Origin of the sequence: Kocuria rosea (assembly GCF_006094695.1) — a bacterium.
Lineage (GTDB): Bacteria > Actinomycetota > Actinomycetes > Actinomycetales > Micrococcaceae > Kocuria > Kocuria rosea.
In genome coordinates this window covers 3,337,645-3,349,453 of record NZ_CP035103.1, presented here as the reverse complement: position 1 = coordinate 3,349,453, position 11,809 = coordinate 3,337,645, and the positions used below count along the sequence as shown (strand labels likewise).

Here is an 11,809-nt window from a genome sequence, read left to right as displayed (position 1 = left end):
CTGGAAGCTTCGGGGTCAGGCGTCGAGGCTGACGGGACCGGCGGCCGTGGACACGCAGGTCTGGACGAGGTGGCCGGGCTCGCCGTGGACCTCGCCGGTGCGGGTGTCACGGACCTGCCCGGAGAGCAGCGGGGTCACGCACGCGTGGCAGATGCCCATGCGGCAGCCGCTGCGCATCATCAGACCGGCGTCCTCGCCGGCGGCCAGGAGGGTCGTGGCGCTGTCGGCCTCGACCTCCTTGTCGGACTTCTCGAAGGTCACGCGCCCGCCCTCCCCGCCGGAGCCGGGGGCGACCACGGCGGCGAAGCGCTCGACCCGCAGCTCGCCCTCCTCCCGCTGCCAGAGCGCCTCGGCGGCGTCGAGGAAGTCGGCGGGGCCGCACGCGTAGGCGGCGCGGTCGCGCCAGTCGGGGCACGCGGCGTCGAGGTCGGCGGTGGCCGCGAGGTCGAGGCGGCGGCCGCGCTCACCGGTGAACCACTGGACCAGGCGGAAGCCGGGGAACTGGTCGGTGAGCTCCAGCAGCTCCTCGCGGAACAGGGACTCCTCCGGGGAGCGCGAGGAGTGCACGAGCACCAGGTCGGCGTCCGGACGGCGGGGCACGAGGGTGCGGATCATGGACATGACCGGCGTCAGGCCGCTGCCGGCGGTGAGCATCAGCAGCGGGCGCGGGCTCTCGGGGAGGACGAAGTCGCCCTCGGGCGGGGCGAGGAACAGCACGTCACCGGGCCGGGTCCCCCGGACGAGGGCGGTGGAGACCTTGCCCATCGCCGTCACCGTGATCGCCGGGTCCTGGCCGGCGCCCGTGCTGAGGGAGTAGGAGCGCCAGTGCCGCACGCCGTCGATCTCCACGCCGATGCGGGCCCACTGGCCGGCCTCGTGCGCGTTCCAGCCGCGGCCGGGGCGGAAGCGGATCGTCACCGAGTCCGCGGTCTCGGGCACCACGGCGGTCACCAGGCCGCGCAGCTGGCGGGCGCTGGCCAGGGGGTCGATGAGCCGCAGGAAGTCCTCGGGGGAGCGGGGCGTGGTGAAGGCCGAGGCCAGGCGGGTGAACAGTCGCAGTTGGGGCACGTAATAACTGTGCCCCAAATCCGACGGCAGTTCTCGTCCCGTCGCGTACTCTTTCAGCAGAGAAATTGTGGTGTCGGAATGAAAGCGGGGGATCGTGGAGCGGGTGGACCACACGACGGAGCACGCGCAGCCGGGGCGGCGGGCGGACCGGGAGCTGCCGTGGACCTCCCTGCCGCCGGCGCTGACCCCCCTCCTGGTCCCGCACCTGCCGGCGGTGACGGAGGAGCTGCTGGACGCCGTGCGGCTCGACGTCCCGGTCTACGCCCGGCCGCTGGAGGGCCTGTTCGGCGACAGCATCCGGCGCGGGGTCGAGGTGGCCCTGACCCGGTTCCTGCAGCTGCCCGGCACCCAGCAGCCGGCGCTGATGGGGGACGACCGGCGGGTCTACGAGGGGCTCGGCCGCGGCGAGGTGCGCGAGGGCCGGCCGATGGACGCCCTCTTCGCGGCCTACCGCTCCGGGGCGCGCACCACGCTGCGCTCGCTCTCCCGCGTGGCCATGGACGCGGGGTTCGAGGCGTCCGTGCTGATCGGCCTCGCGGAGTCCGTGTTCGCCTACATCGAGGAGCTCTCCGCGGCCAGCGCCGAGGGCTATGCCATGGAGCAGTCCGAGCGTGCCGGGGAGCGGGACCGTCTGCTGGACGCGCTCGCGGACATGCTCGTCCGCGGCCACGTGGTGGAGGACGCGGTGCGCACGGCCGCCGCCGCCGCGGGGTGGCCGGTGCCCGACCGGGTGGTCGTGGTGACGCTGGCCGCCGACCGGCGGGTGGGGCTGCGCTCGCGCCTCGGGGAGCGGGCGCTGCTCACGTCCCGCCCCGGCGACGTGGTGGCGGTGGTCCCCGAGCCCTCCTCGCCGACCGGCCGCCGGGAGCTGGAGCGCGCGCTCACCGGCCGGGGAGCGGTGATCGGCCCGGGCCGGCCCTGGTACGCGGCCCCCGAGTCCCTGCGCCTGGCCGTGCTGACCCGGGATCTGCTGCAGCGGGAGGAACCGGCCGACGCCGGGCCGCTGTGGGTCTCGGAGCACCTCATGGAGCTCGTCCTGCACAGCGAGCGCAGTGTGGTCGCGGACCTCGCCGCGCAGTGCCTGGCCCCGCTGGACGAGCTCAAGGCCGGGCAGCGGGAGCGGCTGGTCACGACCCTGCTGTGCTGGCTCGAGCACCACGGGCAGCGCGCGGCGATGGCCGCCGAGCTGAACATCCACGAGCAGACGGTGGGCTACCGGGTGAACCAGCTCCGGGAGGTCTTCGGGGACCGCCTCAACGACCCCAGGAGCCGGTTCCAGCTCGAGCTGGTGCTGCGCGCCGGCTTCCGCTGAGACGGTGCCCCGGCCGGGCTCAGCCGGTGCGCTTGTAGGCCTCCCGCTCCCGGGCGTCGGCGTCGATCTGCTCCTGGACCGTGATCGCGCTCCCGCCCCGGTGCGCCGGCATCCACCACGCACCCGGCTCCGGGGTCACGGGGTAGCTGTCGATGCACCGGTCGATCCCCTCCTGCAGCACCGCGCGCAGCCGGGCGCTCGCGGCGCGGACGTCCTCGTCGGGGTCCACCCGCAGCACCGGGCCGACGTGCACGCGCACCGGCGTGCGCCACACGTCGCGCAGCCGGATCCGGCCGCGCCCGCGGGTGAGCATCCGGTGGCCGCCCCACACGGACACCGGGATGACGGGCGCGCCGGTCTCGGCGGCCATGCGCACGGCGCCGGTGCGCAGCGGGCGCACGGTCCAGCTGCGGCTGACCCCGCCCTCCGGGAACACCGCGAGGAACTCGCCGCGCGCCAGCTTGGCCACGGCCTCGGCGTAGGCCGGGGCGCCGTCGGCGCGGTCGACCACGACGTGGTCGCACAGCCGGCACACCGCCGTGACGAAGGCGCTGCCGGTGTGCTTGCGGGTGATGAGGAAGCGGGAGTGGGCCCGCAGCCGGCGCCAGACCACCAGCTGCGCGAAGACGAAGTCGAGGTAGCCGAAGTGGGTCACCGCCACGACGGCGCCCCGGCCGGGGCGGACCTCCCGCTGCAGGCCGCGCACCACCTGGTCGGTGGGCAGGTGCTCCTCGCCCGAGGCCAGCAGGGGCACGCGGAAGAGCTTCACCGCGGCGAGGCCGGCGAGCACGATGGCCCGGTAGGCGTACTTGTTGGGGCGCAGCTGCGGAGCCACGGGCCTCCCTCGGGAAGAGGCCCGCGGGGGCGGGCCGGGAACGGTCTGCCGAGAATCGTAGACCAGCGCGCGTCGCGTCGTCGTCGTCGGTGCCGTGCGTGACGGCGGGGATCCGCCGCCGTCATGTGCGGTCTTCCCCCATACCGGGCGCGGGCCCGGCCCCGATACGCTGGCTGCACCGCGCCGGTCCGGCGTCCGCGGCACTTGGTGCCGCGACCGGTTCCGCCACTGCCCACCAGGAGAACCCCATGTCCTACCTTCCACCGTCAGCACCCCGTCCGCAGTACCGGGCGCAGGGGGACGACCGCACCATCGCGGTCCTCACCCACCTGTCCGGACTGATCGGCGCGCTGGTCTCCGTCGGGTGGCTCGGATTCGTGGGTCCCCTCGTCGTCTGGCTCGTCCACCGGGACAAGAACGCGTTCCTGCGCGCCACCTCCGCCGGGTCGTTCAACTTCAACCTGTCCATGTGGCTGCTCAACGTGGTGGCGTGGGTGTGCCTGTTCACCGTGATCCTGATCCCCGTGGCGATCGTGCTGTGGATCCTCGCCGCGGTGCTGCTCGTGGTGTGCCACGTCCTGGCCGTGCTCAAGGCCAACAAGGGCGAGGTGTACCGCTACCCGCTCCAGCTGCCGGTGCTGCAGTGACGTCCTTCCGGACCGGCCGGCGGCATCCTCCGGACGGTCCGGAACCATTCCTTCGGCCGATGGCCGCGGCCTCCCGGCTCTCGTAGATTCTGAGCCATCACCCGGGGAACCCGCCGGATGATGCACCCCCCACAGAAACCTCGGGAACACAGGAGCTCTTCATGACCACCCCCCGCACCCCCTCCGTCCGCACGGTCCTGCCCGTCTCGGCCGCCGCCTCCATCGCCGTCCTCGGCCTCGTCCTCGGCGGTGTCGGCATCGCCTGGGTCGCTGGCTCCCTCGGCATCTCCGCCGCGTCCGCGAGCCAGATCGTGGCCGCGGTCGAGGCCGGCGGCTGGGCGCTGACCCTCGTGGCCGCGATGTTCGGCTTCGGCATCGGCGGCGCGGTCGTCGGCACCATCCGCTGGTACCTGTCCAAGAAGGCCCGCAGCCTGGCCATCGCCTGAGCCGCCGCCCGCTCCGCTGACGCTGCCTGGACCCCCGCCATGAAGACCGTGCCCACGGACCTCCGCACCGCTCCCCGCGACGCCCGCGCAGCGCGCCGCGCCCTCGGGTGGGCGGCGGCGGCCGCCACGGCGCTCTTCGTGGCGGGGTTCCTGGTGGGCTACGAGAGCATCTCCCGCGTCCCCGCGACCCTGCAGGACACGGCCGGCGCCGGTCAGGACCACGACGGGTCCTTCGGCGCCATCCTGGCCCGCAACCTCGGCGCCGCCGCCCTGCTCTACAGCGGCGTGCTCACCGGCGGCCTGCTCACGGGCACGTCCCTGGCACTGCTGTCGGTCTACGTGGGCGCCACGGCGAAGATCGGCGTGCTCAACGTCGGCGCCGCCGCGCTCGCCGGTGCGGCCGGCTGGTACGCGGGGCTCGAGTTCCTCGGCTGCCTCGTGGCCGCGGCCGCGGGCCTGCTCCCCCTCACCGCCGCCCTCACCGCCCGCCGGAACGGCCTGGTGCGCAGCTACCTCACGGCGCTGCCGGCCTCCCTCGGCGTCCTCGCCCTCGCCGCAACCCTCCTGCTCGCCGCCGCGGGGATCGAGGCGGCGCTCATCGCCCGGCGGTGAGCGCCGCCGTTCCCCCCGCTACCGGAAGGACCCCGATGTCCAGCCTCCACGTCTCCGCCCACCCCGGCGCCGGGACCCCTGCCACCCGTCCGCTGCCGGCGACCACCCGGCCCGTCCGGACCGTCCTCTGGGCGGTGGGGCTCGGGCTGCTGCTGCTGCGGCTGCCGGCGACCACCGACCAGATGCAGGACCAGGCCGCGGCGGCCGTGACCGGCGAGCTGCAGGGGGTCGACCCGTCCCTGATCGAGCTCTCGGTCAACGTCGCCGTGCTCGTCGGCGTCCTGGTCTTCGCCGTGGTCCTCGCCCTGTACCTCTGGTTCGCCGGGCTCCTCGAGAGCAGACTCCTCCCGCAGGGCCTGCCGCTCGGCGGCGGACAGCGGATCGGGCTCTACACGCTGGTGGTCGGCGGCCTCACGGTGCTGTCCCAGGGCTTGGCCCTGGCCACCGGGCGGATGGCGGAGGGACCCGTGGAGGCCGCCGCGGTGCTGGTCCTCGCCCTCGCCGCGGCGCTGCTCTACCGCGGCCGGTGGAGATCCTGCGGCGCCGGCCGCCAGGTGCTCGTGGTCGTCGTCGCCGTCGCGACCGCCGCGCTCGTCGCCATGGTGTGACCCGGCCACCGTTCCCGCCGCCGGCCCCGCCCCCCACCACTCATCAGATCCTCGACCACCAGGAGTGCCCACCGTGCCGACCCTCACCCAGAACCACGTCCGACTGGTCCTCGTCACCGTGGCCGTCCTGAGCGCCGCAGCCCTGACCGCGATCCTCCTCGAGGGCCGGGGCACCAGCACCGTCCCGGTCGGGCTGTGGTCCCTCCTCGTGGGCGGGCTGGCGGTCGCCGGGGTGCTCCTGCCGCTCGTGGCCGCCGCGACCCCGCTGTCCCGCCCGCGCTCCGTGGCACCGGCCGTGCTGCTGTTCCTGGCCATGACGGCCCACGCGACCTTCCTCGACGAGCAGCTGAGCGGGTTCCCCGTGGGCTGGCTGTGCACCATGGGCGTGGTCGTCGCCCTCGCGGGCACGGTCGTGCTCCTGTTCAACGCGCTCGGGCTGCGCCGGGAGCGGTCCGGGACGCGCAGCAGGCTCTCGTGACGACCAGCGCGACCGCGAGCCCCACGAGCGGGTCGGTGCGGCGGCGGCCGCCCGCCCCGCCGGCCCGCCGCCGTCTCCGGCTCCTGGCGGACCTGCGGATCGCGGACCTGCTGCAGGCGCTGGGCACGTCCGTGCCGGTGGACACCGCCCGCCGCATCGTGGTCGGGGCCGCGGCAGGGGCCGTGCTCCTGGCGTTCGCGGCCGGGATCCTCGCGGCGCGCGCGGCCGCGGTGCTGGCGCCGGGCGCGGACGTGGTCGGGCTCTTCGTGCTGCTCTGCGCCTACGCCGGGCTCGGCGCCCTCGCGGGCGAGACCCTCGGCCGGTTCCGCAGCTGCGTCAGCGACCACCCGCAGCGGGACTTCTTCGTGGGCCTCGACGTCCGGGCCGCGGACGTGTTCGTCGTCCACGCCCTCCCGCGCGTGGCCGTGGCGAGCGCCGTGTGGGGCGCCGCGGGCCTGGGGGTGCTCGCCGGGTCCGTCCTGGCCGGGCACGGGCCCGGGGCCGCGGGGACGGCACTGCTGCTGGGGACGCCCGTGGCCTTCGGCGCGCTGACGGCCGCCGGGGCGCTGCGCTCCGCCGCCCGCCCCGAGAACGGGCGCCGGCACTTCCCCGCGGTGCTCGCGGCGGCGTCCGTCCTGGCCGGGGCCGGGGCGCACGGGGCGGTGCTGCTGCTGACCCCCCTCGTCCCCGGCGCCCTCGCCCCGGCGGCCGGTGCGGCACCCGGTCCCGCGCCGGGGCTGCCTGAGCCCGTCCTCCTCGCCGGCCTCACGGCGGTCACGGCCGTCGGCGCGGCCGGTGCCGTCGCCGGCCGCCGCGCCCTCGCGGCGGTGTCCTTCCCGGCCCGGCGCGCCGCGCCCCCGGTGCGCCGGCCGCGCCTGAGCGGTCCCGCGGTCCTGCAGTTCGCCCGGGTGCTGGGCGTCCAGCGGGCGCACGGGTGGCGCCTGCGGGCCCAGCAGCGGATCACCGCCGCGGTCGCCGCCGCGACCGCGGCGCTGCTCGGGGCGACCTCCGCCGGTCTCCGGATGCCGCCGCTGCCCGCCGTGCCGGACGCGGCGTGGGAGGCGGCGCTGAGGCCCACCCTGGGCTTCGCCGCCCTCATGACGGGCCTCGCTCTCGCGGAGCTCGTGAGCTCGGACATCGGCGCCTTCCGCTACGGCCGCCACCTGCGCACCGCCGTGGAGTCCGGGGCGTCCCGCTCCTCCGTGGCGCTGGGGCACCTCACCGCGCTCACCCTGCCGCTGCTGCTGCCGGCCCTGCTGCTCGTCGTCGCGGCCCGGGTGCTGACGGGGACCCTGTCCGCGGCGCCCGCGGCCGTGGTGCTGGGCGCGGTGTGGGCCGCGACCGTCGCGGAGCACCTGCTGCCCCCGCCGCGCACGGTCGAGGGGACGGGCGCGGACAGCCCGCTCACGGGGGTCCTCACCGTCGTCCTCGCCGCCGCGCCCGTGGCCGTCCCGCTGACCTTCCCCGCCACCGACCCCTGGATCGTCCCCCTGCTCGCCCTGACCCTCGCCGGAGGTGCCCTCGCATGCCTGCACCGCTCCCTCACCCACCGCTGATCCACGTCGAGGCGGTGAGCGCCGGCTTCGACGCCGGGCGCCCCGTCCACCGGGGGCTCACGCTGCGGATCGACGCCCCCGGGCTGACGCTGCTGCAGGGGCCCAACGGCTCCGGCAAGTCGACGCTCGTCGAGGTCCTCAGCGGGCACCTGCCGCAGACCGCGGGCACGGTCACGCTCGCCGGCGTGGACGCACGCTCGCCGGAGGCCTCCCGGGTGCGCCGGATCTGCCGCACCGAACCGGCGCTCTACCCCACGATGACCGCACGGGACCACGTGGTGTTCGCGAGCGGCTGGTGCGGCGCCGACCCGCAGGAGGGGCTGCGCCGGGCGGAGCGCCACGGGCTCGGACCGTGGCTGGACGAGGCCGCCGAGCACCTGTCCACGGGCAACCGGCGCAAGCTGTGGACGATCGTGTGCACCAGCGGCGACTTCGACGTCGTCGTCCTGGACGAGCCGTTCAACGGACTGGACGGCGCGTCCACGACGGTGCTCTGCGAGGAGCTCACGGAGTGGGCGGCGCGGCGCGCGGTCCTGGTGGTGTCCCACCGCCCGCCGGCGCAGCTGGCGCCGGACGCGGTGCTGACCTTCCCCGGCGGCGCGGACCCGCGGGCGGCTCAGGACGAGGGGATCGTCACCAGCCCGGTGCGGTAGGCCTTGATCACCACCTGCACCCGGTCCCGCACCTCCATCTTCGTGAGGATGTGGCTGAGGTGGGACTTGACGGTCGGCTCGGACACGAAGAGCGCGGCGGCGATCTCGCGGTTGCTGAGGCCCTCGCAGAGCAGGGCCACGACCTCGCGCTCCCGCGCCGAGAGCCCCTCCACCGCGGCGACGTCCTCGGGGCGCGGCGCCGCCGGCTCCGGGTCCGCGACGACGCTGCGGACGAGGGTGGCGGCCACCCGCCGGGAAATCGCGGCCTCCCCGGCCAGCACGCTGCGCACGGCGCCCACGATCTCGTGGGGCTCGGAGTCCTTGACCACGTAGCCGCTCGCCCCGGCCCGGAGCGCGGGGGTCACCCAGTCCTCCGAGTGGAACGTGGTCACGGCCAGCACCTTCACCTCCGGGTGCTCGTGCGTGATCGCACGGGTGGCCTCGATGCCGTCCAGGACCGGCATCTGCAGGTCCATGACCACCACGTCCGGACGCAGGGCGCGGCACTGCTCCACCGCCGCCCGGCCGTTGCGGGCCTCGCCCACGACCACGAGGTCCTCCTCGGCGTCGATGAACACGCGCAGGGCGCGGAGCATGAGCTGCTGGTCGTCGACGATCAGGACCTTGACGGGGCTCGCCGCCGGCGCGTGCTCGTTCATGGCTCTCACCGTAGCGGAGAGGGGCCACGGCGCCGGCGGGACGGGGCCGCCCGGCGCGCGGGTCCGCCCAAGGGATGACCCCCGGCCATCCTCCCGGATGACCCCGCGGACCCCACCCCTCGGCGACCATGGTTCGCGACCGCACACCGATCGGGTGCGGCGCCCTGCCGGAAGGACCCCCCGTGAACACGCTCTCCGCCGCCTCGCTGCTCGCCGCACTGCTGCTGACCGCCGGCGGTGTTCCCACCGCCGCGGCCCAGGAATCGCCGGTCGCCCTGGCGCCGGTCCTGAAGGTCGACCCCGGCACCGACAGCCCGGACGGGCACACAAGCCGCGGGTGCTCGTTCCTCTTCCTGCGCTGGTGCTGATCCGGCGCGCTCCCGGACGGGCCCGGCACCCGCGGCTATCCTCCGAGGTGGACCGGAGCACCGGGCCACCGCACCGGAAGGACCGCATGGCACGCCGCGCAGCGCAGCAGGACCGCCGGCCCGGCCTGGGCACGCTCCTGCCGCAGGGGATCGCCCGGGCCCGCCCCCTGCACCGGTGGGTGCGGGTGGCCCTGCTGCTGTTCATCACGGTGAGCGCCCTGGACGCCGTCCGGCTCGTGCTGACCGGCCCGGGCCTGGGGTTCGGGGACCGGGACTACGAGCTGCTGCTCGTGGTCCTCGAAGCCGCCACGGTCGCCGTCCTGGCGCTGCGCTCCAGCTGGACGTGGCTGCCGCTCGCCGCGCTGCTGGTCCTGCTCCACCCACAGACCAACCCGGGCAGCTACATGGTCGTGATCCCGCTGGTCCTGGCCTTCACCGCCTACGGGGCGGCCCTGCCCGGACTCGCCGCGGCCGTCGGGGCCTTCCTCGTGTGGCAGACCTCGTGGGCCGTCAACGTCTCGGTCGTGGGCCCGCAGTTCCTCTGGAGCTACGTGCCGCTGACCCTGGTCCTCCTCCTGCCCGGTCTCGTCCTGCGGGCCCTGAGCGCGCAGCAGGAGCTGGACCGCGTCGAGATCGCCGCGGGCCAGGAGCGCACGGCCCACGCCCTCGAGCAGCAGCGCCTCGAGCTGGCCCGGGAGCTGCACGACATCGTCGCCCACGACCTCACGCTCATCGCCATGCAGGCGCGCTCGGGGGCCTACTCCCGGGACCCGGAGACCATGAAGGAGGCCCTGGACGTGGTGGGCGACTCCTCCCGCGCGGCCCTCAAGGACCTGCGCCGGCTGCTGGGGATCATGCGCGTGGAGCCGGGCGCCGGGCTCGCACAGGACTCCAGCGCCGCCGCGGCCGTCGACACGGGCCGGGGCCTCGAGGAGGCCGCGGCCGCGCTGCGGGAGGTCGGGTTCCGCACGGACACCCGGGTGCGGGGCGACCTCGCGCGGATCCCGGAAGGGGTGCGGCCCACGGTCCAGCGGGTCCTCCAGGAGGGGGCGACGAACATCATGAAGCACGCGCCCGCCCGGACGAGCTGCGTGCTGGCCGTGCAGGTCGACGAGGCCGACGTCGTGGTCGAGGTGCACAACGCCGCGGGGCCGGGCTCCGGGCCCGGCCTCCCGGCCTCGGGGTACGGGCTGCTCGGGCTGCGCGAGCGCGTCCAGCCGCTCGGCGGGGAGCTAGCGGCGGGACCGGCGGACGGCGGCTGGCGCGTCGGCGCCCGCATCCCGCTGGGTCCGGCCGCCGTGTGAGACCACCACGACCGCCACGAGGACGAGCAGGGCCGCGCTGAGCCCGTCGAAGCCGATCAGCGCCAGCACCGGTCCGGCGAGCGCCCCGCCGGTCGCCCCGGCGAGGTTCATGAACAGGTCCGAGACGCCCTGCAGCTTCGGCCGCTCGGCCGGCGGGACGGCCTCGGCCACGAGCGTGGAGCCCGCGACCGTGGAGGCGGACCAGCCGAGCCCGAGCAGGACCAGGCTGACCGTCACCAGCACGGGGGACGTCGAGCCGAACCAGGACAGCACGAGGGACGCCACGAACAGGGCCTGGCCGAGCAGGACGGTGGGGCGGCGCCCGGCCCGGTCCGCGAGCCAGCCGAACACGGGGGCGAGGGCGTACATCCCGGCCACGTGCAGGCTGATGGTCAGGCCCACGACGCTCAGCGATGCCCCGTGGAGGGTCAGGTGCACGGGCGTCATGGACATGAGCGCCACCATGACGGCGTGGCTCAGCGCCACGGTGAGCACGGCCCGGCGGGCCGGCGACGAGGCCCGCAGCACCGCCAGCCCGCCCGCGGGGGAGGGCTTGCCCCTGCCCGCGGCCTCGCCGTCGGCCACGGCCAGCAGCAGGGAGTCCGGCCGCAGCGCCGTGAGGTAGACCAGGGCCCCGAAGGCCTGCGCCACGAGGGCGATGACGAATCCGCCCGTCAGCGCCGGCAGGCCCAGGGCCCGCCCGAGCAGCTCGCCCGGCTCGAAGAGGTTGGGGCCGAGCACCGCGCCGATCGTCGTGGACCAGACCACCAGGGAGAGGTCCCGGGCGCGGGTGTCGTCCGCGGCCAGGTCGGTCGCCGCGAACCGGGACTGGAGGTTGAGCGCCGAGCCGGCGCCGAGCAGGGCCAGGCCCAGCAGCAGGACGGGGAAGCTCGAGAGGACGGCGGCGCCGATCGTGATCGACGCGCCCGCCATGGCGGTGAACGCCCCGGTGCTGAGCGAGATCCGCCGGCCGCGGGCCTGGGCGAGCCGCGCGAGGGGGACGGCGAGCAGGGCCGCGCCGAGGGTGTTCATGGTCGCGGCCATGCCGGACCAGGCGGAGGAGCCGGAGACCTCGGTGACGAGGAGGGCGCCGAGGGCCAGGGTGGCGCCGACGCCCAGCCCACCGAGGATCTGGCCGAGGGCGAGGACGCGGACGACCCTCCGCTGCAGGGCGCGCCGGTCCACGGCGGGGTTCGTCGGGTGCATGACCGCCATCCTATACCCCTGGGGGTACTCGCCCCGGGTGTGTCGGAGCCTCTCGGT

General features: G+C 75.8%; 14 protein-coding genes. 10 read left to right on the top strand and 4 right to left on the bottom strand.

What is annotated here, in order from left to right:
- Positions 1–15 precede the first annotated feature (15 nt).
- The gene (locus EQG70_RS15295) at positions 16–1,068 is read right to left on the bottom strand and encodes a ferredoxin reductase (RefSeq protein WP_035923198.1); all 1,053 of its coding nucleotides are present in this window, start codon (positions 1,066–1,068) and stop codon (positions 16–18) included.
- 103 nt (positions 1,069–1,171) lie between these two features.
- Between EQG70_RS15295 and EQG70_RS15290 the strand changes: the two genes are divergently transcribed.
- Entirely contained in the window at positions 1,172–2,380 is a 1,209-nt protein-coding gene (locus tag EQG70_RS15290) for a PucR family transcriptional regulator (RefSeq protein ID WP_306460804.1), read from the top strand.
- 19 nt (positions 2,381–2,399) lie between these two features.
- Here the strand turns inward: EQG70_RS15290 and EQG70_RS15285 are convergent, their stop codons facing one another.
- Complete coding sequence (locus tag EQG70_RS15285; RefSeq protein ID WP_109268270.1) at positions 2,400–3,215, bottom strand: lysophospholipid acyltransferase family protein; 816 nt, start codon at positions 3,213–3,215, stop codon at positions 2,400–2,402.
- Positions 3,216–3,463: 248 nt separating this feature from the next.
- Here EQG70_RS15285 and EQG70_RS15280 point away from each other — a divergent pair, with 248 nt between their 5' ends.
- The 7 genes from EQG70_RS15280 (at position 3,464) to EQG70_RS15250 (ending at position 8,215) form a co-directional block, all read left to right on the top strand.
- Positions 3,464–3,862 (top strand): DUF4870 domain-containing protein, encoded by a 399-nt coding sequence (locus EQG70_RS15280; RefSeq protein ID WP_017834851.1) that lies wholly within the window; start codon positions 3,464–3,466, stop codon positions 3,860–3,862.
- Positions 3,863–4,023: 161 nt separating this feature from the next.
- Positions 4,024–4,308, top strand: a complete 285-nt coding sequence (locus EQG70_RS15275; protein ID WP_052132646.1) for a hypothetical protein — start codon at positions 4,024–4,026, stop codon at positions 4,306–4,308.
- 39 nt (positions 4,309–4,347) lie between these two features.
- The gene (locus tag EQG70_RS15270) at positions 4,348–4,920 is read left to right on the top strand and encodes a hypothetical protein (RefSeq protein ID WP_109268269.1); all 573 of its coding nucleotides are present in this window, start codon (positions 4,348–4,350) and stop codon (positions 4,918–4,920) included.
- 35 nt (positions 4,921–4,955) lie between these two features.
- A complete protein-coding gene (locus EQG70_RS15265; protein ID WP_109268268.1) occupies positions 4,956–5,528 on the top strand; it encodes a hypothetical protein in 573 nt (190 codons plus the stop codon).
- 73 nt (positions 5,529–5,601) lie between these two features.
- Positions 5,602–6,006 carry a hypothetical protein gene (locus EQG70_RS15260; RefSeq protein ID WP_035923187.1) on the top strand — a complete coding sequence of 135 codons (405 nt, stop codon included), beginning with the start codon at positions 5,602–5,604 and terminating at the stop codon, positions 6,004–6,006.
- Positions 6,003–7,562, top strand: coding sequence for a hypothetical protein (locus EQG70_RS15255; RefSeq protein ID WP_138976486.1), 1,560 nt, complete (start codon positions 6,003–6,005; stop codon positions 7,560–7,562). Before EQG70_RS15260 ends, EQG70_RS15255 begins: the two co-directional genes overlap by 4 nt.
- Entirely contained in the window at positions 7,532–8,215 is a 684-nt protein-coding gene (locus tag EQG70_RS15250; protein ID WP_109268266.1) for an ABC transporter ATP-binding protein, read from the top strand. The genes EQG70_RS15255 and EQG70_RS15250 overlap by 31 nt, the downstream gene beginning before the upstream one ends.
- Here the strand turns inward: EQG70_RS15250 and EQG70_RS15245 are convergent.
- Entirely contained in the window at positions 8,179–8,874 is a 696-nt protein-coding gene (locus EQG70_RS15245) for a response regulator (RefSeq protein WP_109268265.1), read from the bottom strand. The two genes, EQG70_RS15250 and EQG70_RS15245, sit on opposite strands and share 37 nt — an antisense overlap.
- Before the next feature lie 182 nt (positions 8,875–9,056).
- Between EQG70_RS15245 and EQG70_RS18200 the strand changes: the two genes are divergently transcribed.
- Entirely contained in the window at positions 9,057–9,242 is a 186-nt protein-coding gene (locus EQG70_RS18200; RefSeq protein ID WP_035923179.1) for a hypothetical protein, read from the top strand.
- Positions 9,243–9,328: 86 nt separating this feature from the next.
- Entirely contained in the window at positions 9,329–10,546 is a 1,218-nt protein-coding gene (locus EQG70_RS18790) for a sensor histidine kinase (RefSeq protein ID WP_167508919.1), read from the top strand.
- On the opposite strand, the gene EQG70_RS15235 is transcribed toward EQG70_RS18790, so the two are convergent.
- Positions 10,475–11,761, bottom strand: coding sequence for an MFS transporter (locus EQG70_RS15235; protein ID WP_109268264.1), 1,287 nt, complete (start codon positions 11,759–11,761; stop codon positions 10,475–10,477). The two genes, EQG70_RS18790 and EQG70_RS15235, sit on opposite strands and share 72 nt — an antisense overlap.
- Between the last annotated feature and the right edge of the window lie 48 nt (positions 11,762–11,809).

Excerpts from the sequence above, each read along its gene's own strand:
- EQG70_RS15280 (WP_017834851.1), top strand. The coding sequence starts at position 3,464 with ATGTCCTACCTTCCACCGTCAGCACCCCGTCCGCAGTACCGGGCGCAG.
- EQG70_RS15275 (WP_052132646.1), top strand. The coding sequence starts at position 4,024 with ATGACCACCCCCCGCACCCCCTCCGTCCGCACGGTCCTGCCCGTCTCG.
- EQG70_RS15270 (WP_109268269.1), top strand. The coding sequence starts at position 4,348 with ATGAAGACCGTGCCCACGGACCTCCGCACCGCTCCCCGCGACGCCCGC.
- EQG70_RS15265 (WP_109268268.1), top strand. The coding sequence starts at position 4,956 with ATGTCCAGCCTCCACGTCTCCGCCCACCCCGGCGCCGGGACCCCTGCC.
- EQG70_RS15250 (WP_109268266.1), top strand. The coding sequence starts at position 7,532 with ATGCCTGCACCGCTCCCTCACCCACCGCTGATCCACGTCGAGGCGGTG.
- EQG70_RS15245 (WP_109268265.1), bottom strand. The coding sequence starts at position 8,874 with ATGAACGAGCACGCGCCGGCGGCGAGCCCCGTCAAGGTCCTGATCGTC.
- EQG70_RS18790 (WP_167508919.1), top strand. The coding sequence starts at position 9,329 with ATGGCACGCCGCGCAGCGCAGCAGGACCGCCGGCCCGGCCTGGGCACG.
- EQG70_RS15235 (WP_109268264.1), bottom strand. The coding sequence starts at position 11,761 with ATGGCGGTCATGCACCCGACGAACCCCGCCGTGGACCGGCGCGCCCTG.